Source organism: Neorhizobium sp. DAR64872/K0K18, assembly GCF_050500175.1.
Taxonomy (GTDB): Bacteria; Pseudomonadota; Alphaproteobacteria; order Rhizobiales; family Rhizobiaceae; genus Neorhizobium; species Neorhizobium soli.
Genome location: NZ_CP191445.1, coordinates 271,168 through 291,181, shown reverse-complemented (window position 1 = coordinate 291,181; position 20,014 = coordinate 271,168). Strand labels below are relative to the sequence as shown.

Annotated in this window: 17 protein-coding genes; 9 read left to right on the top strand and 8 right to left on the bottom strand. The window is 60.9% G+C overall.

Annotation, left to right across the window (positions count from 1 at the left end; translation table 11 throughout):
- Position 1: 1 nt before the first annotated feature.
- The 4 genes from ACQY1P_RS01315 to ACQY1P_RS01300 all read right to left on the bottom strand — a co-directional run bounded on the left by ACQY1P_RS01315 (position 2) and on the right by ACQY1P_RS01300 (position 3,492).
- Positions 2-985, bottom strand: a complete 984-nt coding sequence (locus tag ACQY1P_RS01315) for a zinc-dependent alcohol dehydrogenase (RefSeq protein ID WP_430253583.1) — start codon at positions 983-985, stop codon at positions 2-4.
- A 22-nt stretch (positions 986-1,007) separates the two neighbouring features.
- A complete protein-coding gene (locus tag ACQY1P_RS01310) occupies positions 1,008-2,021 on the bottom strand; it encodes a Gfo/Idh/MocA family protein (protein WP_430245723.1) in 1,014 nt (337 codons plus the stop codon).
- A complete protein-coding gene (locus ACQY1P_RS01305) occupies positions 2,018-2,302 on the bottom strand; it encodes a YciI family protein (protein ID WP_430253581.1) in 285 nt (94 codons plus the stop codon). Before ACQY1P_RS01305 ends, ACQY1P_RS01310 begins: the two co-directional genes overlap by 4 nt.
- A gap of 116 nt (positions 2,303-2,418) precedes the next feature.
- On the bottom strand, positions 2,419-3,492 hold the full coding sequence (locus tag ACQY1P_RS01300) for a 2,3-butanediol dehydrogenase (RefSeq protein WP_062459869.1): 1,074 nt from the start codon (positions 3,490-3,492) through the stop codon (positions 2,419-2,421).
- A 506-nt stretch (positions 3,493-3,998) separates the two neighbouring features.
- On the opposite strand from ACQY1P_RS01300, the gene ACQY1P_RS01295 reads away from it, so the two are divergent.
- Entirely contained in the window at positions 3,999-4,901 is a 903-nt protein-coding gene (locus tag ACQY1P_RS01295; RefSeq protein ID WP_062459871.1) for an NAD(P)-dependent oxidoreductase, read from the top strand.
- Between the two features lie 92 nt (positions 4,902-4,993).
- On the top strand, positions 4,994-6,712 hold the full coding sequence (locus ACQY1P_RS01290) for an extracellular solute-binding protein (protein WP_062577913.1): 1,719 nt from the start codon (positions 4,994-4,996) through the stop codon (positions 6,710-6,712).
- Between the two features lie 113 nt (positions 6,713-6,825).
- Here ACQY1P_RS01290 and ACQY1P_RS01285 read toward each other — a convergent pair whose 3' ends face one another.
- Positions 6,826-7,254, bottom strand: a complete 429-nt coding sequence (locus tag ACQY1P_RS01285; RefSeq protein WP_325265000.1) for a DUF3429 domain-containing protein — start codon at positions 7,252-7,254, stop codon at positions 6,826-6,828.
- On the bottom strand, positions 7,251-8,246 hold the full coding sequence (locus ACQY1P_RS01280; RefSeq protein WP_430253580.1) for an NAD(P)/FAD-dependent oxidoreductase: 996 nt from the start codon (positions 8,244-8,246) through the stop codon (positions 7,251-7,253). The genes ACQY1P_RS01285 and ACQY1P_RS01280 overlap by 4 nt, the downstream gene beginning before the upstream one ends.
- Before the next feature lie 278 nt (positions 8,247-8,524).
- On the opposite strand from ACQY1P_RS01280, the gene ACQY1P_RS01275 reads away from it, so the two are divergent.
- A complete protein-coding gene (locus tag ACQY1P_RS01275) occupies positions 8,525-8,872 on the top strand; it encodes a DCC1-like thiol-disulfide oxidoreductase family protein (protein ID WP_192078406.1) in 348 nt (115 codons plus the stop codon).
- A gap of 126 nt (positions 8,873-8,998) precedes the next feature.
- Here ACQY1P_RS01275 and ACQY1P_RS01270 read toward each other — a convergent pair whose 3' ends face one another.
- Both ACQY1P_RS01270 and ACQY1P_RS01265 read right to left on the bottom strand, forming a co-directional pair.
- Positions 8,999-10,381, bottom strand: coding sequence for a GntP family permease (locus tag ACQY1P_RS01270; RefSeq protein ID WP_192078405.1), 1,383 nt, complete (start codon positions 10,379-10,381; stop codon positions 8,999-9,001).
- Positions 10,382-10,578: 197 nt separating this feature from the next.
- Positions 10,579-11,502 carry a helix-turn-helix domain-containing protein gene (locus ACQY1P_RS01265; protein WP_430253578.1) on the bottom strand — a complete coding sequence of 308 codons (924 nt, stop codon included), beginning with the start codon at positions 11,500-11,502 and terminating at the stop codon, positions 10,579-10,581.
- Positions 11,503-11,647: 145 nt separating this feature from the next.
- On the opposite strand from ACQY1P_RS01265, the gene ACQY1P_RS01260 reads away from it, so the two are divergent.
- The 6 genes from ACQY1P_RS01260 to ACQY1P_RS01235 all read left to right on the top strand — a co-directional run bounded on the left by ACQY1P_RS01260 (position 11,648) and on the right by ACQY1P_RS01235 (position 19,851).
- Positions 11,648-12,883: an ABC transporter substrate-binding protein gene (locus ACQY1P_RS01260; RefSeq protein WP_430253577.1), complete on the top strand. Its 1,236-nt coding sequence runs from the start codon at positions 11,648-11,650 to the stop codon at positions 12,881-12,883.
- An 84-nt stretch (positions 12,884-12,967) separates the two neighbouring features.
- Positions 12,968-13,876 carry a carbohydrate ABC transporter permease gene (locus ACQY1P_RS01255; protein ID WP_430253575.1) on the top strand — a complete coding sequence of 303 codons (909 nt, stop codon included), beginning with the start codon at positions 12,968-12,970 and terminating at the stop codon, positions 13,874-13,876.
- Entirely contained in the window at positions 13,876-14,727 is an 852-nt protein-coding gene (locus ACQY1P_RS01250; protein WP_113166532.1) for a carbohydrate ABC transporter permease, read from the top strand. The genes ACQY1P_RS01255 and ACQY1P_RS01250 overlap by 1 nt, the downstream gene beginning before the upstream one ends.
- Entirely contained in the window at positions 14,724-16,826 is a 2,103-nt protein-coding gene (locus ACQY1P_RS01245; protein ID WP_430253573.1) for an alpha-galactosidase, read from the top strand. The genes ACQY1P_RS01250 and ACQY1P_RS01245 overlap by 4 nt, the downstream gene beginning before the upstream one ends.
- Positions 16,823-17,920 carry an ABC transporter ATP-binding protein gene (locus tag ACQY1P_RS01240; protein WP_430253571.1) on the top strand — a complete coding sequence of 366 codons (1,098 nt, stop codon included), beginning with the start codon at positions 16,823-16,825 and terminating at the stop codon, positions 17,918-17,920. Before ACQY1P_RS01245 ends, ACQY1P_RS01240 begins: the two co-directional genes overlap by 4 nt.
- Positions 17,920-19,851: a beta-galactosidase gene (locus tag ACQY1P_RS01235; protein ID WP_430253569.1), complete on the top strand. Its 1,932-nt coding sequence runs from the start codon at positions 17,920-17,922 to the stop codon at positions 19,849-19,851. Before ACQY1P_RS01240 ends, ACQY1P_RS01235 begins: the two co-directional genes overlap by 1 nt.
- The last annotated feature ends 163 nt before the right edge of the window (positions 19,852-20,014 follow it).

Here is a 20,014-nt window from a genome sequence, read left to right as displayed (position 1 = left end):
CTCATCCATTCAAAAGAGTGATCTTGATGCTCTTGGTCGCGTCCTTGCCAAAGTTGAAGGCTTGCACCGCATCGGTCAGAGCATAGTCATGGGTCTGGATCGGCGAGAGGTCGATGCCCGTTCGCTCCAGGAAGCGGATCGCGGCCGGCCAGACGCCGGGCGAGCCGATACAGCCCCGGACCGTCAGATTCTTCATCTGGATCTGGCCGATGACAACAGGGACTTTGCGGCCGATGTTGATGCCGACCATCGACATGCGCCCGTCTTCTTTTGCGTAGTCGAACGCCGCCGCAAGCGAGGCATCATGTCCGGAGGCTTCGACCACCAGATCAGCGCCATGACCACCGGTCATCTCTCGGATCCGATCTGCCGCGCCGCCATCGGATGGATCGATCGCAGCGTCTGCGCCGAGTTTCAGCGCCACATCGCGACGGGTTACGAGCGGATCAACGACGATGACGCGCGCACCCATGCCAATCGCAGCCGCTGCCGACACCAGGCCGATCGTTCCGCCGCCGGAGACGACGACCGTCTCGCTGGCATTGGTGCAGCCGGACCGCAGCACCGCATAGAAGCCGCAGGTAAACGGCTCGATCAGCGCCGCCTTCTTGTCGTCCACCGCGTCCGGCAGCTTATGCAGCCATTCCGGATTGACGGCGAAGAACTCCCGGTCGGCGCCGCTTATCGAAAAACCGAAATGATGAAGCCGCTCGGGCGTGCGCACCACGCATTCGCCGACCACACGGTCGCCCGCCTTGAAGCCCGTGACGTTGCGACCGACCTCGACGATCTCGCCGCTCCACTCGTGGCCGGGCGTCACCGGATAGGAGATCGGAATGATGTAGCGACCGGCCAGAAGTTCGTAATCCGAATGACAGATGCCGACGGCACGGGTTCGGACGAGGACCTCGTTTGCGGAAATCTCCGGCATGCCCAGATCGGCAATGACCGGCTTGTCCGGTGCTTCGAATACCAAGGCTTTCATGATGCTCCTCCCAAAGCCAATCTCAAAGTTGCTCCACTGCGCCCGAGCGGGCAGACAGGATGATCGCTTCGAGCAGCGCAATATTGTCGATCATTTCTTCGCCGCTAATCGGATAGGTCTCTCTGCCGCGGACAGCGCGCGCAAAAGCCCGCAGGTTGTCCCGGACCGGCTCGGCCGGTGACACTTCGCGGGTCGTGATCGGCTGGCCCTTCCAGCCCTCGGTGACGATCCACCCATCCGGCGATTCCACATGCGCTTTGTCCCGCACCTCGATCCAGCCGAGCGTGCCGAACACCGCAAAGCGCGAGATGAACGGCGTTGCAAGTGTGGCGGACACATAGGCCGACCCGCCGGACTTGAAGCGGATATGCGCACTCATGGTGTCGCCCTGCGGGATTTCCGACGCGAGGTTTTCGCAGATGACGCGGACATCCTTCGCCGGCCCCATCAGCTTGACGGAGAGGTCCGTCAGATGGATGCCGGTGGCAGTCATGCCGCCCGCCGGCGCCTGTTCGGCATCGAGCCGCCAGTTGGACGGATCGAGCCCCAGGAACTTGTCATGGCTGAAATTGGCTTCGATCTGCAGTAGGCGGCCAAGGCGGCCCGTGGCCGCGGCATCAAGGATCTCGGCAATCGGCGGTTCAAAGCGGCGCTCGTGTCCCATGCCAAGCACCAGACCGGCCTTCTCGCACAGCGCGACAGAGGCTTCGGCGTCCTTCCTGGTCATCGCAAGCGGCTTTTCGCAAAAGACATGCTTGCCGGCGGCAACCGCCTGCGCGATCTGGCTCTGGTGCAGCGAATGTGGCGTTGCCAAAATCACGGCCTCGACCTCGGGATCGGCAAGCGCCTCGCCGAGTTCGGAGGAGAAACGCATGCCCCGTTCCGCGGCAAAGCCCTGCTCTGCCGGGTTGGGGTCGACGCCATGCACGAAGTGCATTTCAGCACCTCCCGCATTGACCAGCGTCGCCATTTTCTTGCCCCACCAGCCAAGGCCGACAATGGCCGCCTGGACGGGTTTTCCCTCGTAGCCGCTCATCGGTTGTCCACCCGCTTGGCAAAGGGATGGATGTTTACCGACGCCCAGACGCCGGCAGCATTGAACGGATCTGCCTGGTTGAAGGCCACCACCTCGTCCTTCGTGTCGGCCTCGAGCAGGAACAGCGAGCCGATCATCGTCTCGTTGTCGTCGGCGAGAAGAGGACCGGAGATTACGGTCTTTGTCTTGGCAGATGCCAGATAGTCCTTATGGGCATCGTAATGGGCGAGGCGCTTGTCAACGGCGCCGGGATGGTCGAGGCAATGAACGATGTAATGCATGATAACCCTCTTGGATCAGGCTGTTTCAAGTGCTGCAGACCGCCCGCAAATCACCTTTGGTCGGACGGATCTGCGTGGCGGCCGCGCTTGTCACGGTCCGCGGCAAGCGCAGGGTGTCAGCCCTGCATGTTGACCAGAATCTTCATGTGTGACGCATTGGGATCGAGCAGAGCCTCGAAACCCTTCTCGACCACATCCTCCGGCGAGATCTGCGCGGTCACAATCTGCTCAACCGGAAAGATGCCGGCGCCGATCATCTGGGCTATGCGTGGCCAGATCGTCACCGGATAGCACCACGTCGCCTCCACTGTGATGTCCTTCAAGGCCCAGAGCATGGCGTCGATCGAGGCAGGTTTGACATGCAGGCCGACCTGGACGACCGTGCCTCGGCGCTTGACGGCCTTGACGCAGAGATTGAGAGAGGCTTCCGCGCCGACACATTCGAGCGCCACATCGACGCCGACGCCGTCTTCGGTATGCTGTCGGAAAAGGCTTTCCGTATCCGTTTCGCGCGGGTCGAAGACGATCGCCTCCGGGACCAGCTTCTGAGCCAGCGCGCGGCGGTTTGGATTGAGTTCGGAAACGAAGATCGTCGTCGCACCGGCTGCGCGGGTCGCCAGAAGGACCAGAGCTCCGATCGGCCCGACACCGGACACGAGGACCGTGCTTCCGGCCTCGACACCGCCGCGATCGACGCCATAGAGCGCGACCGCCGCCGGTTCGATCATGGCCGCCTGAACGTCGCTGACGCTGTCAGGGACCGGAAAGACGTTGTAGCTGTTGACGACAGCGCGCTCGCCCATGCCGCCCCAGTCCCAGGACAGGCCGACGCAGGCCATTTTCTCGCTGAGATGATATTGACCACGGCGCCCGTAATAGTCGTCGCGTGGGGAGATGAGTGGCTGCACCGACACGCGGGTTCCGGGCGAAACATGCGTTACGTTGCGCCCGACTTCAAGGACGCGCGCCGAGAATTCGTGGCCGAGAATCTGTGGCAGTGTTGCGCCCGAATAGACATGAGGCGTGCTCGGCGTCACGATCGGTCCGGCAATGTATTCATGCAGGTCGGTCCCGCAAATGCCACAGACCAGCGGCTCGATCAGCACCATGTCGTCCCCGAGCGGACCCGAAGGCGCCGGGACATCCTCCACCCGGATGTCTTTCTGTGTGTAGTAGCGAACGGCTTTCATCTGACTGTCCTTCCCGAAATAACTGCATCTGCCTGCGCTGCCAGCCGCGCCCCGCCAATCTCTGATGTCACGAGGCGACATGGCGGCAGTGGCCTCACCAACGCATTGCCGAGGTTTGCTAGCGGCGAATATCCAAATTTCTGAAATGATCGTCTTGCATGGCGGATCCTCCTCCGATCCTCGACATATCCTGCGAAACACACGGCACAGGGGAACGACGCTCGACAGCGCGCGCACCATGATCCTTGTTGTCAGCTAAGTTCCTCCCACGGAACGCTGAACGGTCCGACTTCAGGCTAGTAGATAACGGAACCTGTCACAGCCCCCCTTTTGTCCAGAATGGATATTTTGCAGAGAGCATTCGATAGGCTGTCGCCCTAGTGTTTTGGAGGGAGGAAATGTCTGGTCCGCGCAGATCGATGCGCGCGCTGGGCGTATGGATCCCCAGGCGATGGCCAGATCGGTGGTCCGTCACAGCCTGTTGTCGATTGGGACGGGAGGACGCAATGAACGAAGAAATTTCAGTCGGCTGGGCTGGCATAGGCAAGATGGGCGCTCCGATGAGCCGCCGGGTGCTGGAAGCCGGTTACCGGCTTCACGTCTATGAACCCTTGCCCGAAAATCGGGCGACGATCGTTGCGGAAGGCGCCAATGTCGCCCACACGCTTGAGGATCTGGCCGCGAAATCCGACGTCGTGATCCTGACTATTCCCAACGACGCCGTTTTGCGGGACCTCATCTTCGGCAAGGGCGGCCTTGCGAGCGTCATGAAAACCGGCCAGACGCTGGTGGAAATGAGCACTGTGTCGCCCGCGATCTCCGCCGAAGTGAATGAAGCCATGAGCGCATGCGGCGTCCATTACCTGCGCGCACCGGTCTCGGGCAGCACGGCGACCGCGTCTGCGGGAACCCTTTCGGTTATGGCGTCAGGTCCGGAAGACGCCTACAAGCGCCTTGATCCTATCTTTGGTTGCTTTGCCTCGCGTCGCTTCTATGTCGGCCAGGCCGAGGAGGCCCGCTATCTGAAGCTCGTCCTCAACGCCCTGGTGGGCGCCACATCGGCTCTGCTGGGCGAAGCGCTGACGCTCGGCCTCAAGGGAAACCTCTCGGTTGAGACCATGCTCAATGTCATTTGCGAAAGTGCAGTTGCGTCGCCTTTGATCGCCTATAAGCGTGACCTTCTGGTCCAGCGCAATTTCGATCCGGCTTTTTCGGTGTCGCAGATGATGAAGGACTTCGACCTGATCCTCGACGCGGCCCGGGCAGACCATATCCCGATGTACATGGCATCGATGATCCGTCAGCAATACGAGACCGCCTTTACGGAAGGGCTGGCCGAAAAGGACTTCTTTGTGCTGTTCGAGCAGTCCGAACGCCGCGCGGGTCTGCTGCCGCCAGCGGAAAAATAATCACCACATTCGCGTCAGCACCTGGCGCCTAGCCAAGAGGCGCTGCAATGGCTACGAACATCGTCTAGTGACGCGACGGACGGGGGGCCGACGTGAACGACTACGAAATGCTGCGGGTGATTGAGTTCCTGGACAAGACCCGGCGGCCCTTCGGCGACGTGATCGGCGGATTCGACGAAGACCCCGGCTGGAAAATCGTGGTCTTTCTCATCAAGGCCCATATCCACAGCCAGACTGTCGCCATCTCAACGCTCGGCCAGGAATCCGGCCTGCCCTACGCAACTTCCATGCGGCTGATCAATCGCATGGTGGACAGTGGCTACATTTTGAAAGTCCCCAAGGGGCCCGGCGCCAAGACCTTTTCCCTGCAACCGAGCGAAAAGCTCCTGCAGTCCTTCCAGGCTTATGCCGGAAAGACGAAGTCCCTGCTTGCCCAGACGCTCGGCCTGCGCGGCGGCGAGCAGGAGGAAGACTATTACTTTGGCGGGACCCCGTTGGGCTCGCAGATCATCCCGCCCATGCGACTGGTGCAGAAGCGGGTCGAGTCGCATATCGAACTGCGCTTCCTCCTCAACGACGACAACTACTTTTCGTCCATGCGCAACATGTGGGCCGACTTCCGCAACAACCTCGCATCGAAGAAGAACTTCGACCTTCTGCCACTGCCAGATCTCTATCGCCGCATCCTGGACAATCGCAACAAACCGGTCTCTGACTACGATGTTCTCGCCATCAACATGCCCTGGCTTGGCGAGTTTGCCGAAAAGGACATCATCCGCCCCTTCGATGCCCTCATTCAGAAAACCGGTATCAACCCGCTCGACTTCCATCCTTCCATCTGGTCGACGGCCCGTTGGGATGGCCAGGACTATGGCGTTCCGGGCTACTGCACGATCGAGATCCTCGCCGCCCGGCGGGACCTGTTTGCCGATGCCGGGCTGGATTTCCCGCGAAAGTTCGAGGACGTGCTTGCCGCAGGCCGGCATTTCCACGCCCCGCAGCACGGCATGTATGGCGCAGTCTGGGACGGTGCCCGCGGCATGCCGATCGCGTCGAGCTTCATGTTCTTTCTCGGCGCTTGCGGCCAGCCGACCATTTCACTGCGCAAGTCCCGGGCGGGCTTTACGCTGGAGGGTGTGAACCTCGAAGAACTGCACTGTACCATCCAGTCGGATGCCGCCCTCTCCGCGCTGGACTTCATGCGCCGCCTGATCGAGATCTCGCCGCCGGGCATTCTCAACATGGCGTGGGACAAGACGCTTGACGTGTTCATGAAGGGAAAGGCCAGTCTCGGCTATTTCTGGACGATGCGCGCGGCAAGGTTCGAGTACGACGTTCAGTCCGTGGTCAAGCGGCGGGTCGAGTACCTGCCACAGCCCTCCGGGCCTGGCGGCACCCGCGCTTCGCCGATCGGCGGTTTCCTTTTCTGCATTCCGTCCAATCTGCCCGAAGCCCGGGTGGAACTCGCCGCAGACGCAATCGCCTGGATGGCGTCGCGCGAGGCCATGAAGGCCCATGTCAAGAACGGCTTTCCGATCGCCCCGCGCTTCTCGGTGAGTGCGGACCCGGAGGCGGCTGCGAGTTCGCCGATCGTGCGTTTTGTCGATCAGCTCGCGAAGAAAAACCTGCTGCACACCTGGCAGCGACCCAATATTCCGCAATATTCAGCGATCGAACGAATCCTTGGCGAGGAAGTGCATGACGCATTGTCGGGGGCAAAGTCAGACAGGACAGCATTGGCGGATGCGGCCGATCGGATCAACCGGGAGCTTAAAGCCTCAGGGAAACGACGCACCGGGCCTGCGAGCTAGAAAAGGACGGAAGCAGTCTTGAGACGGCCACCGGCAGTGTGCCATCGAGATATTTGGGGCGTCGCCAACCTATCGAGTTGATGACGCTTGAGAGCGCAGTTTCAGCCACCCGTTCAAAAGACGTAGCGGAAAAGCATGACGCCATAGGCAAGCGCGACAAGCGCAGTCACCCGAATGCGCAGTTTCCAATACCACTGCCGTGAAGGATCCGTAGAAAGGGTCCTGTGGTCGGCGATCAGCAGAAGGGCAAACAACAACACCTGTACCAGCAGGGCTATCGGCAAAGGACTGGCAACCAGTGTCGCAAAGGCAATGAGAGCCAGCACGTTACTGGCGACAATGATCACCAGGTCGCCCCTGCCGGTTTGAGCGCTTCCCCAGAGGGCTCCGGCCATAAAGGATGCGATGACTGCCCCGTAGGACAGGAATGCGGGTGCCGTTTCAAAACCGAGAACGGTCGAGGGGGCAAATGCCAGCAGCCAGAACGGCAGGGCCCCGCAATAGGTCAGAAGCGTGGAGATGGTCCGCGGGGTCACTGTCATGGCGCTACCTTTACGATCTGTTTGAGCGCATCGCCAAGGGCCGCGGCGCTGAGGAACGCTGCCTCGACCCGCCCTGCGATGCACCAGTCTCCGCAAGCCGCCAATTGGGACACATCATCGAGAAGGAAAGCCTGTCCGGCCGGCTGATCGACATTGGCATAGCGCCAACGATGGATGGTTACAGCCTCAGCCTCACTTGGGGAGATCGGAATATAGCGCTGGAGCGCCTCCAGCATCGTCCGACGAACATCTTCCAGTGGCTCCTCCAAATGATCGTCGGACCACTTGCCCGTCGCGTTGACCACTAGACAGGGCTCGTCAGGCCGTTCCGGCTTGGAATTGTTGCGGGAGATCCAGCCGATGACCGGATCATCGACACGGGCGGCAGCAAAGGGAAGCTTTGCATCCTCGGTCTGGCGGATCATCAGCGTGAAGCAGGCATTCATCCGGGTTTTTGCCAGCGCCCCGTGATGCGTAAACTCGTCAGGAAGAAGCAATGCCGACTGCGGGGCTGGCGCCGCTGCAACCAGCCAGTCGAACGGGCCCTCGCGGCGATCGCCGATTTTCAAGAACCACTTACCCGCCGTGCCGCTGATCGCCTCCACAGGCGCGTCGGTCTGGATATCAAGACCTGCCGCCATCGCTTTCGCAAGCGCGTTCATCGAAGGGCTCCCGACATAACGCGTGGTGTCGCCCCCCGACAAAGCCGCGAGATTGCCGTCGGGCAGCGTTGCAAGCGCACCGGTCCAGGGCTGAACCACTCCGTCGGCCTGCGCCGTCTCCAGCGCTGCACGGAAACGTCCGTCCCTGATGGTGAAATACTGCGCTCCATGATCAAAAGTCACGGCATCGGTTCGCCGTGTCGCCATCCGTCCGCCGACGCCTCTGCTTTTCTCGAAAATCCTGACATCGGCACAGTCGGCCATGGCTCTGGCCAGAGTCAGGCCGGCGATCCCTGCACCGACAATGCCCAGTCGTATTCGTCTTGCCATGTCTGTCGATCTCCGGCGGTGGCTGAGGCCATCAATGCCCCATAGGTTCCGCCGCCGCAAGCCGATCAGGCTGCGTCTCTGGTTTCCATCTTGGATGCGGCCTTGGTTGAATACGTGGGCGCTCGTGGGCGCAAGGTGCCCTATATCGGGGATAGAGGGCACCGATCCAGCAGGTAGGCTGTGATGTAACCTATGCTTGCGGAACATCTGTGCAGATGGGATGGTTTGGAATTCTTCGCACTCGAGGTATTAGCCATGCTCATCAACACTGCGACGTCATGATGGGGCAAGTCACGGTCTGGTTTGACAGCGGCTGTCCGCTTTGCCGGCGCGAGATCGCGATGATCCGGAGGCTGGACCGCCGCAATGCAATCCGCTTCATCGACGCCTGCGATCCCATGGCATCGTGTCCTGTCGATCGTGTGGAGATCCTGTCGCGGTTTCATGCCGAAGAAGGGGGCAAGCTTTTGTCGGGGGCGGCAGCCTTTGCCGCAATGTGGCGGGCGATACCCCTTTTGCGCCCGCTCGGTCTCATCGCAGGCTGGCCTCCCGCCACGCCATTGTTCGAGATGGCCTATCGGGGGTTCCTGCGACTGAGGCCGTCTCTGCAGAAGTTTTTCCGGTAATGGATACCGTGGTCACGGCGCTGTCTGAACGCGGCTCGCTGCCGACCGTCTCGAAATTTGCCGATTAGCGCGGGGGAAGCCAGGCACGCCTTCATCAAGAGCGTGCCTGGCTATGAAACCGGGTTGTTAGGCCAGCCAGAAGATGATCCCGGAAAGCGCAAAGCCAACGAGGCCCACCAAGGTCTGCATCGCGGTCCAGGTCTTGAACGTGGTCTTGATGTCCATGTTGAAGAAGCGACCGACCAGCCAAAAGCCGGAATCATTGACGTGCGACAGCATGACAGAACCGGATGCGACCGCGATGACGATCGCTGACAGCTGAATACCCTGATAACCGGCAGCCTGCACCGCAGGCTGCACGAGGCCAGCAGCCGTGATGAGTGCAACCGTCGCGGAGCCCTGTGCAACGCGCAGCGCGGTCGAGATCAGGAAGCCTGCCACCAGTATGGGCATACCGATATCGGCAAGCACATCCGACAAAGCATTGCCGATCCCAGAAGCACGCAGAACGCCGCCAAACATGCCGCCCGCGCCGGTGATCAGGATAACAGAGCAGACAGGTCCAAGAGCAGAGTCAACGATGCGCTCCACCTTGATCGGATCGCGACCGCGCATTGGCCCAAGAACGTAGCCGGCGACGAGAACCGAAATCAGAAGTGCGATTGGAGTAGAGCCTACGGTGCGGGCAAGCTGGAACCAGCTGGCATCCTTGCTGACCCATTCCTGTGCGCGCGCGAAGTCGAGGCCGGTATTCATGAAGATGAGAACGAGCGGCAAAAGAAGAAGTGCAACGACGAGGCCAGGGCTCGGCAGGGAGATTCTATCGTCGTCGGAGGATTGCTCATCAGTGACGTTGTCGGGCACCGGCAGGTAGATGCGTTTGCCGATCCAGCTTCCGAAAAAATGGCCCGCAACGACCCACGTCGGGATGGCGACCAACAGACCGACGATGATCAGGAGTCCGACGTCAGCGCCCAGCAGTTCGGCTGCGGCGACGGGCCCGGGATGCGGCGGCACGAAAACGTGCATGCACGAGAAGGCGGTCGCGACCGGGATGCCGTAGAGAAGAAGGCTTCCGCCAAGGCGACGCCCTACCGTGAACATCACCGGAAGCATGACGACGAGGCCTGCATCGAAGAAGATCGGGAAGCCGAAGAACAGCGACGCGATGCCCAACGCCAGCGGTGCACGTTTTTCGCCAAATCGGCGGACGAGGTCATCCGCAAGAGCCTGCGCACCACCCGATACTTCCAGCAAGCGACCCAGCATGGCGCCAAGGCCGACAAGCAGAGCAACGCCCCCGAGGGTTGAGCCAAACGCGGACGTGAGGGTGGTGAGGATATTCCCCGCCGGAATTCCCGTCACGAGCGCGGTCAGGAAACTGACGAGAATGAGCGAGACAAAAGCGTGGATGCGAAACTGGATGATAAGAACCAGCAGCAGCGCAACGGCGCCAGCCGCAATGGATATGAGCGTACCCGCTCCCAGGGTCTGTTCGAACTCCGGCAAAATTATACTCCTACAGGGCTTAGCGGTTGTGTCTGCGCGATGTACGGAGGTATCGCCCAGAATGCAAACTCAACCTCAATCGACGTGCACGACCACGTTAGGGCCGCTGCTCAGCGCGGCTTGCAGGAATTGCCTGCGATGGCTCTATTCAACTTGAAATCGGACGTTCAACCAGAACGGCTAGTCATCAAGCAGTGTCAGTCGCGTCGCGCATTTGCCTGCATCCTGTGGCGAAACGCGGATGGCCGGTCGGCGAAGCGGTCGGTGAAAGCTTCGTAGAAGCGCGAGACCGAGCCGAAGCCGGATTCGAAGGCGACATTCGTGATCGACATGTCTGTCGAGATCAAAAGCGAGCGAGCCGTGTCCAACCGGTGGCGGGCAATCGCCTGGTTCATCGTCTGGCCGACCGCCCGCTTGAACAGGCTCATGGCATAATTTGGATGAAGTCCCACATCCCGCGCCACGTGATCGACGGAAATATCGCCGAGGGCGTGTTCGGCAATGAAGCGCAACATCTGCTCCACATGACCGGCGCGCCCGCTGTCACTGGATGAGAGGCCGGCAATGGCAGGGGCGTGTTCGCGCAGATCCCGCCAACCTTCCCGCTCGATCCTTAAAACCCGGGCCGTGAGCTCGGTTCGGACGATCTCTGCCAGTCCCTCGTCACCCTGCAAGAGTTCCTCGCGCCATCTGAGAAAGACGTCCTCATCGAAAGGCCTGATAACGGTCGCTTCGATGACCGCACCACGGAAGACGGCATCCCGGAACCGGCTGAGAGTGGCAAGACCAAGAAAAACGGACATGGGAACATAGAGACAGACAAACCGCGTACCTTTTTCGATCTCCGTCACCTGATGCGGTACCATGCCCCAGAAAAGGCAGAGACGACCCGCGCCGATCGTCAGTTCCCGCCCGTCGAACCAGTAGGTCATCTGGCCCTGGGTAAGAAAATTCAGTTCGATCTGACTGTGCATATGCGGGCCAGCCATCCGCTGCACGACAAGAGTTTCGCCCGCGCAGAACCGATGGTCGCCGAACACGACAAGCGGGTGCCGCGGATCGAGATCGGGATGTGCCGGAACCGATCCGTCCTTTAAAATGGTTGATGCGGCCTTATCCATCTTAGGATCCCGGAAAACATTCCCTGAAATACAGTGGAACTCTACGGGTTTGTGGCGGAACATCAAGACGGGCTGGAGGAGCTCGATCGGTAAGGCTGAAATCTAGGACTTCATCCGGTTACCGATGGTCACAAGGGAGGAACACATGACCGTTCTAAGAAAGAGGCTGCTTGGCCTCGTATTGTCGACTTTTCTAATTGCGCCATCGGTTTTCGCGGGCGAAATCACAGTCAATTCAGACCATTCGGATCCCGTGCCGAAAAAGGCGATGGGCGATCTGATTGCGGCCTTCGAGAAGGCCAACCCCGACATTAAGGTCAAGTGGAACAACTTTGACCACGAAGGCTACAAGGCCGCGATCCGCAACTTCCTGACCGCCGACGCGCCTGATGTCGTCGCCTGGTATGCCGGCAATCGCATGGAGCCCTTCGTCAAGGCGGGACTGTTTGCCGATGTGAGCGATGTCTGGGCGCCCAATGGCTACGATCAGCAGATGAAGGCTGCCGTACCGTCAATGACGATCGACGGCAAGAAGTGGGGCATGCCCTACACCTATTACCAGTGGGGCATCTACTACCGTAAGGACATCTTTGCCGAAAAGGGCATCACCCCCCCAAAGAACTGGGCAGAGCTGATTGCCGCGAGCGCCAAGCTCAAGGCTGCGGGGATCACGCCCTTCACGATCGGCACCAAGGCACTCTGGCCGACCGGCGGCTGGTTCGACTATCTCAATCTTCGCGTCAACGGCTACCAGTTCCACATGGATCTGACAGCCGGCAAGGTTCCTTACACCGATCCCAAGGTAAAGGCCGTGTTCGAGAAATGGGCCGAGCTCGTCAAGCCCGGCTACTTCATCGAGAACCATGCGGCGATCGACTGGCAGGATGCAGTCCCGCAGCTCGTCCAGGGCAAGGCCGCCATGTATCTGATGGGCAATTTCGCCGTCGCCACCATGAAGGACGGTGGTCTGAAGGAGGAGCAGATCGGCTTCCTTCCCTTCCCTGAAATCACCCCCGGCCTGCCGAGGGCCGAAGAAGCGCCGACGGATACGTTCCACATTCCAGCCAAGGCAAAGAACAAGGAAGACGCCAAGAAATTCCTGGCTTACGTCGGCTCGGCCCAGGCACAGTCGACGATGAACGCCACGCTTGGCCAGCTGCCCGTCAACAATCAGGCCGAAAAGCCGAAGGACGTCTTCCTCGAGGCCGGCTTCACGATGCTATCGGGCGCCCAGGGCCTCGCGCAGTTCTACGACCGCGATGCCAATGCCGAAATGGCAAAGGCCGGCATGGAAGGCTTCCAGGAATTCATGGTCAAGCCGGACAAGATCGACGCCATCCTGGCACGGCTCGAGAAGGTCCGCACCCGCGTCTACAAGTAGCGCTTCCTCCCAGGAGACCGGGCGCAGCGACCGCAAGGTCCTGCGTCCGGTCGCAATCCTAAAAGAATCTGCAGGAGTATCGTCGTGAGCTATTCCGCAACGCAGCCGTCGCGCCGCTCGAAGAACAACAGGGAATGGCTCACGCCATGGCTGTTTCTCGCCCCCGGCCTTTTCATGTTCATCGTCTATGTCCTTTTGCCGATCTTCCAGTCGATCTGGATCAGCTTTCATGACTGGGACGGGCTTGGCGAAAAGGTCTGGATTGGACTTGGCAATTACCGCGAACTTCTGGATGACGACTCCTTCTACGTTTCCCTGAAGAACAACGTCATCTGGCTGCTGCTCTATCTTCTGGCGATCCCTGCAGGCCTTGCCGTAGCACTTTTTCTCAACCAGTCGGTCACCGGGATCCGGCTCTACAAGTCGCTGTTCTTTTTCCCGTTCGTCATAAGCCAGGTCGTGGTCGGCCTGATCTTTACCTGGTTCTACGCGCCGGATTTCGGGCCGTTTTCGAAACTGCTGGAATGGCTGACGGGCGAGCAGGTGGCGGTTCTGGCGGATGAGCACTACGTCACCTACGGCATCATCATCGCCGGCCTGTGGCCGCAGACGGCCTATTGCATGATCCTTTATCTCACCGGTCTCAACAACATTAATCCGGAACAGGTCGAGGCCGCGCGGATGGATGGCGCCAAGGGGCTCAAGCTTCTCTGGTACGTCGTCCTGCCACAGCTTGCGCCGGCGACATTCATCGCCATGGTCGTGACCGTCATCGGTTCGCTGCGCTCCTTTGACCTTGTCTCGATCATGACCGCCGGCGGACCTTACGGATCGAGCCAGGTTCTCTCCTATTTCATGTTCGAACAGGCATTGTCGGAATACGGTTTCCGCATGGGTTATGGCGCCGCGATCGCGGTCGTGCTGTTCCTGATCATGATGGTGTTCATCTCGCTCTTCATCGTGCGGATGCTTGTCCAGGAAAGGAACGCCTGATGTTCCCCTCCCCCATTCAGAACGCATCGCCTTGGATGCGGACCAGCTACAAGGTGCTCTTGCCTGTGTCGCTCGTCCTCTGGCTGCTGCCGCTGATCGGCGTCGCCATCACCTCGGTGCGGCCGGCGGGCGATCTTGCAGCCGGCAATTACTTCGGCATGCCCTCCGGTTTTGCCGGTGTCGAGAACTACACGGCCGTCTTCCGGGATTCTCCGATCGGTCTCTACATCCTGAACTCGTTCAAGGTGACGATCCCGACGGTCATCGGCGCGGTCGGCATTTCCTGCCTCACCGGCTTTGCGCTGGCGGTCTATCGCTTCAAGGGCAATCTCGTCCTGTTCTTCATGTTCGTCGCGGGCAATTTCATTCCCTTCCAGATCCTGATGGTTCCGGTTCGCGACCTGACGCTGAAACTCGGCCTCTACGACACCGTAACTGGACTGGTCCTTTTCCACGCAGCCTTCCAGACCGGTTTCTGCACGCTCTTCATGCGCAACTTCATCAAGGGCCTGCCTTTTGCCCTCATTGAATCCGCGCGCGTCGAAGGCGTTTCTGAATGGAAGATCTTTCGCCATATCGTGCTGCCGCTGATGCGGCCGGCGATTGCGGCTCTTTCCGTCCTGATCTTCACCTTCGTCTGGAACGACTATTTCTGGGCGACCGTGCTCGTGCAGGGCCAGCACGCCATGCCTGTCACCGCCGGCCTCTATTCGCTGAACGGCCAATGGGTTGCCGCCTGGCATCTGGTGTCCGCCGGATCGATCATCGCGGCCCTGCCGCCGGTCGCCATGTTTTTCCTGATGCAACGGCATTTCATTGCCGGCCTGACACTTGGAGCAACCAAGGGATGAGTGACATCGTAACTGTCGGCTCGGGCGATTTCGCGCTGAGCCTCCGCCTGCCCGAAACGGGGATGCCCGAAATCCTGGCCTTCGGCCGCCCGCCGGTTGCCGCGGATCCGCTGTTTGAGATCGAACGATCGAGCCGAATCAACGGCATGGACGTCGCTGTCCCCTCCGCCGTCCTGCTGCCATCTGGGGGAATGGGCTTTTTCGGCTGGCCGGCGATTGCAGGCCACCGCGCCGGCCGCGATTTCATTCTCGCCTTCAGCGGCTGGTCGGCAGCACGGGACGGAGCACAGAGCGTGCTTTCGGCGAACGACCCGGTCGCACGGATCGGGATCTCCATCACGCTTACGGACCATGCGTCCGGCGTGCTCTCGATCGCAACCCGGCTCTCCAATGCGGGCGATAGCGACTACCAACTCGATCGCTGCATGGCCGCGAGCTTCCTGGCGCCCTCAGGTGAGACAACCATCACCAGTTTTACCGGCTCGTGGGGCCGTGAATTCCAGACGCGTCGCGAGACGCTCGGCAATGGCCTGTGGATGCAGGAAAACCGCCGCGGCCGCACCTCGCACGACCGTCTTCCAATGCTGTTCGTCGAAAGCGCTGACCAGCGTTTTGGCGTCACGCTCGGCTGGAGCGGCAATCACCAGATCGCCATCGACCGGACCGATGACGGCCAGCGCCTCGTCCATCTCGGCGAACTGTTCGAACCCGGCGAGATCATTCTTGCGCCCGGCGAGAGTTACCAGAGCCCGGTCGCCTATGCCGGGCCACACAGCGAGGCATTTCATGCCTTCGTCCGCACCGAGCTTGTCCAGTGGCCGGGCGGCTCCATGAGCCCAAGGCCTGTCACGCTCAACACCTGGGAAGGCAACTATTTCGACCACCTGCTGGACTCGCTCAAGGCGCAGGCGTCTGCAGCTGCAGCACTCGGCATCGAGCGTTTCGTTCTGGACGATGGCTGGTTCGGTAAACGTGACGACGACACGACGAGCCTTGGCGACTGGGATATCGACCCCCGCAAATATCCGGACGGACTGAAACCGCTCGTCGATCACGTGACAAGCCTTGGCATGCAGTTCGGCATCTGGTTCGAACCGGAAATGGTCAATCCCTTGTCCGACCTATTTACCGCCCACCCGGACTGGGTGCTGCAGGTGGAAGGGCGGCCCCTGCTCGCGTCCCGCAACCAGCTCGTGCTCGATCTCACCCGGCGGGACGTCTCCGACTATCTGTTTTCAAAGATTGATGCGGTGCTTGGCGCCCACGCGGTTTCCTATGTCAAATGGGACATGAACCGCGACCTGACCCATAGCGGCGGTCGCGACGGCAAAGCAAGGACCGCCGCCCAGACACGCGCCGTCTACGCCCTGATGGACCGCGTTCGCGCCGCTCATCCCGATGTCGAGATCGAAAGCTGCGCGTCGGGCGGTGGCCGGATCGATTTTGGAGCGCTCGCCCGCACCCATCGCGTCTGGACATCGGACTGCACCGATGCGCTGGAGCGGCTGGAAATCCAGCGGGGCGCCTCGCTTTTTGTGCCGCCGGAAATTCTCGGCAGTCACATTTCCGCAGACCCCAACCACCAGACCAACCGTCGCCATTCGCTGAGCTTCCGGGCGCTGGTGGCGATGGCCTACCATTTCGGCGTCGAACTCAACCCGCTGGAACTCTCAGTCAAAGAGCGCGGCGAGCTGGCGCTCTATATCGAAACCCACAAGCGGCTTCGCCCGCTTCTGCATGCGCCCGGCGCCAACTTCCGGCTTGAGCCAATCGATGGCCGTTATGTCTGGGGTGCCGCAAGCGCTGAAAAGATCGTCGTCATCGTTGCGCAGGGACCGCAGATGGTGGGCGAACAACCCGCAACCCTGCGGTTGCCTGAACAGATCATACGCTTCGGGGGAACCTGGCGCATCGAAACTGTTCTGCCCACAGAGCCTGATTTCATCCGCATATCGGACGGTCAGAAGCGACTGCTTTCCGGCGAGATCGCTTTCGATCTGGCAAATTCCGGGCTTGCAGGCCTGCCCTTGCCGATGCTTCGGCCCGAAAGTGCCCTGCTTCTCGAACTAACACCTCACAATGGGAGACAGACGCGATGAGCGACGTCAGCCTGCGCGCCGTCAAGAAAAGCTTTGGCGCCGTCAATGTCATCAAGGGTGTCGATCTCGATATTGCCGATGGCGAGTTCTGTGTGTTCGTCGGCCCGTCCGGCTGCGGCAAGTCCACGCTGTTGCGGATGATCGCCGGCCTTGAACGAATTTCCGAGGGGACGCTTTCGATCGGCGGCCAGGAGATGACCGATGTCGGCCCGTCGGAGCGCGGCGTCGCCATGGTCTTCCAGTCCTATGCGCTCTATCCGCACATGACTGTTGCGGAGAATATCGGTTTTGGCCTGAAGATGACGGGCCATCCGAAAGCACTAGTCGCGGAGCGGACGGCCTATGCGGCCAAGATGCTGCAACTGGAGCCGCTGCTGCAGCGCAAGCCGGGGCAATTGTCGGGCGGCCAGCGCCAGCGCGTCGCGATCGGCCGCGCGATCGTCCGCAATCCGGATGTCTTTCTATTCGACGAGCCGCTCTCCAATCTGGATGCGGCGCTGCGCGTGCAGATGCGCTCGGAGCTGTCGAACCTGCATCAGGATCTGAAGGCGACGATGATCTACGTCACCCACGATCAGGTCGAGGCGATGACCATGGCCGATAAGATCGTCGTGCTGTCGGCAGGTCGCATTGAGCAGGTCGGTGCGCCGCTCGAGCTCTATCACCGGCCGAAAAACCTGTTCGTCGCCGGTTTCATCGGTTCGCCGAAGATGAATTTCCTCACCGTTCCCGTGACATCAGGGGAGAACGGCCGCGTCACCGCAAGCCTTCCCGGCGGCGCGTCGCTTTCGCTCGACACGCATGGCGCCTCTGTGAAAGGCGCAACGATGACGCTTGGCATTCGCCCCGAACATCTGGATGCGGCCGGCGCGGGCGACGTCGTTCTGGACGGCCGCGTGAAACTTGCCGAACATCTCGGCTCCGAGACCCTGTTCTTCGTTTCGCTCGCCGATGGTGCAGAAATTTCGGTAAAGGCCGACGGCCTTGCAAGCCAGCGGGCGGGCGACCCTATCCGCATCGGCATTCCGGCCAGGGCCTGCCATCTGTTCGATACCGACGGCCATGCCGTCGTCAATGGAGATCTCACACGATAATGCTTGGCGTCTGCTACTATCCGGAACACTGGAACGAAGACCGCTGGGAAACGGATGCGCGGCGCATGCGCGAACTCGGCATTTCCTTCGTGCGCATCGGCGAATTCGCCTGGTCACGGCTTCAGCCGAGCCGCGGCAATTTTGACTTCGCATGGCTCGACCGGGCGATGGACGTTCTGACGAAGGCTGGCCTCAAGATCGTGCTGGGTACGCCGACGGCGACACCGCCGAAATGGCTGATCGACGAATATCCCGAGATTCTCCCCTATGACGAACAGGGGCGTCCGCGTGGTTTCGGCTCGCGGCGTCACTACACCTTCTCCTCGGAAACCTGGTGGCGCGAGAGCGCCCGCATCGTCGAGGCGGTCGCGAAACGGTACGGCGACCATCCGGGTCTCGTCGGCTGGCAGACTGACAACGAATACGGCTGCCACGACACGACGCTGTCCTTTGGACCTGAAGACCTGAAGGCATTCCGCCGCTGGCTGCGGCTGCGCTACCAGTCTACCGAGCAGCTCAACGAAGCCTGGGGCTCGGTGTTCTGGTCAATGGAAGTCGCGAGCTTCGACGACGTCGCGCTGCCGAACCTGACCGTGACCGAAAGCAATCCGGCGACGCGGCTCGATTTCTGGCGTTTTCACTCGGAGCAGGTCGCAGCCTATGACGCAATGCAGTGCGAGATCATCCGCCGGCATTCGCCGGATCGCTGGATCACCCATAACTTCATGGGCTTCGTTCTCGATTTCGACCATTTCCAGGTGGCTGACAATCTCGACCTCGCCTCCTGGGACAGCTACCCGATCGGCTTCGTCGAAAAGTTTCCGTTCTCGGAGGCGGAGCGCAATCGCTGGGCCGAGACGTCGCATCCGGATATCGCGCCGTTTCACCACGATCTCTATCGCGCGGTGGGCCGTGGCCGGTTCTGGGTGATGGAACAGCAACCCGGCCCGGTGAACTGGGCGCCCTGGAACCCGATCCCGAAGCCCGGCATGGTGCGCCTCTGGACCTGGGAAGCGCTGGCCCATGGCGCAGAAGTCGTCAGCTATTTCCGCTGGCGGCAGGCACCCTTCGCTCAGGAGCAGATGCACGCGGGTCTGAACCTTCCCGGCCTAGACGAACTTTCGCCCGGCGGCCGCGAAGCTGGACAGGTAGCGAGCGAGCTCGCCACTTTCGGAACTCTGCCGGAAACACAGACGGCTAAAGTTGCTGTTGTCTTCGATTACCAGAGCTACTGGACGACGGTGATCCAGCCACAGGGCAAGGACTTCCGTTACGAAGAACTGACCTTCCGCTGGTATGAAAGCCTTCGGCGCCTCGGCGTCGATATCGACTTCGTGCGCCCCGGCGCGCCGCTGGATGGCTACGCGCTCGTCGTTCTGCCCTGCGTCACGGAAGTATCCGCGGATCTGGAGAGGGAACTCCGCCAATTCGACGGCGTGGTCCTGATCGGTCCACGAACCGGATCCCGAACCCGCAACTTCACCATTCCCGACAATCTGCCCCCCGGTCCGCTCGCCGATCTCACAGGCCACCGCGTCCTGCAGGTCGCCACCCTGCGGCCGGGCCTTGCCCAGCCTGTGACCGGACAGATCTCAGGCGCAGCAATCCGCTGGCGCGAAGATATAGAAGCGACCGGCGATGTTCTTGCCCGCTTCGGCGATGGCATGCCGGCCCTCACCCGCAAGGAGAAGATCCATTACCTGGCCTGCTGGCCGGATGAGTCACTCCTTGCCGCAACGATGAGCCTGGTTCTGGACGCTGCGGACATCCCCACGTTCGAGCTGCCGGAACATGTTCGTATGCGGCGACGCGGCGAGCTCGTCTTCGCGTTTAACTACGGTGCGGAGGACTGGACGGTTCCAACCGGGATCCGCATCGTGCTCGGCGAGCGCACTCTTCGCCCGTATGAGGTTGCTGTCTGGCGGGCGTGAGCGAGCCAGACAGCAACCAAACACGCGCCTGCCAAACGGTTGCTCGGTAGCTGAACGGGCCCTATGGAACGGTGCGGAACTGACCGAAATGATGCGAGCGGATCTCCACTACGACATTCGCTGAGCTGTATCAGGATTCCGGCTTAGGCCGGTTCGCGGCAGG

Bases quoted from the DNA above. Each gene is read 5' to 3' on its own strand.
- ACQY1P_RS01300 (WP_062459869.1), bottom strand. From the start codon at position 3,492: ATGAAAGCCGTTCGCTACTACACACAGAAAGACATCCGGGTGGAGGAT.
- ACQY1P_RS01265 (WP_430253578.1), bottom strand. From the start codon at position 11,502: ATGGATAAGGCCGCATCAACCATTTTAAAGGACGGATCGGTTCCGGCA.
- ACQY1P_RS01295 (WP_062459871.1), top strand. From the start codon at position 3,999: ATGAACGAAGAAATTTCAGTCGGCTGGGCTGGCATAGGCAAGATGGGC.
- ACQY1P_RS01315 (WP_430253583.1), bottom strand. From the start codon at position 985: ATGAAAGCCTTGGTATTCGAAGCACCGGACAAGCCGGTCATTGCCGAT.
- ACQY1P_RS01305 (WP_430253581.1), bottom strand. From the start codon at position 2,302: ATGCATTACATCGTTCATTGCCTCGACCATCCCGGCGCCGTTGACAAG.
- ACQY1P_RS01250 (WP_113166532.1), top strand. From the start codon at position 13,876: ATGTTCCCCTCCCCCATTCAGAACGCATCGCCTTGGATGCGGACCAGC.
- ACQY1P_RS01310 (WP_430245723.1), bottom strand. From the start codon at position 2,021: ATGAGCGGCTACGAGGGAAAACCCGTCCAGGCGGCCATTGTCGGCCTT.
- ACQY1P_RS01260 (WP_430253577.1), top strand. From the start codon at position 11,648: ATGACCGTTCTAAGAAAGAGGCTGCTTGGCCTCGTATTGTCGACTTTT.
- ACQY1P_RS01275 (WP_192078406.1), top strand. From the start codon at position 8,525: ATGATGGGGCAAGTCACGGTCTGGTTTGACAGCGGCTGTCCGCTTTGC.
- ACQY1P_RS01285 (WP_325265000.1), bottom strand. From the start codon at position 7,254: ATGACAGTGACCCCGCGGACCATCTCCACGCTTCTGACCTATTGCGGG.
- ACQY1P_RS01240 (WP_430253571.1), top strand. From the start codon at position 16,823: ATGAGCGACGTCAGCCTGCGCGCCGTCAAGAAAAGCTTTGGCGCCGTC.
- ACQY1P_RS01235 (WP_430253569.1), top strand. From the start codon at position 17,920: ATGCTTGGCGTCTGCTACTATCCGGAACACTGGAACGAAGACCGCTGG.
- ACQY1P_RS01245 (WP_430253573.1), top strand. From the start codon at position 14,724: ATGAGTGACATCGTAACTGTCGGCTCGGGCGATTTCGCGCTGAGCCTC.
- ACQY1P_RS01280 (WP_430253580.1), bottom strand. From the start codon at position 8,246: ATGGCAAGACGAATACGACTGGGCATTGTCGGTGCAGGGATCGCCGGC.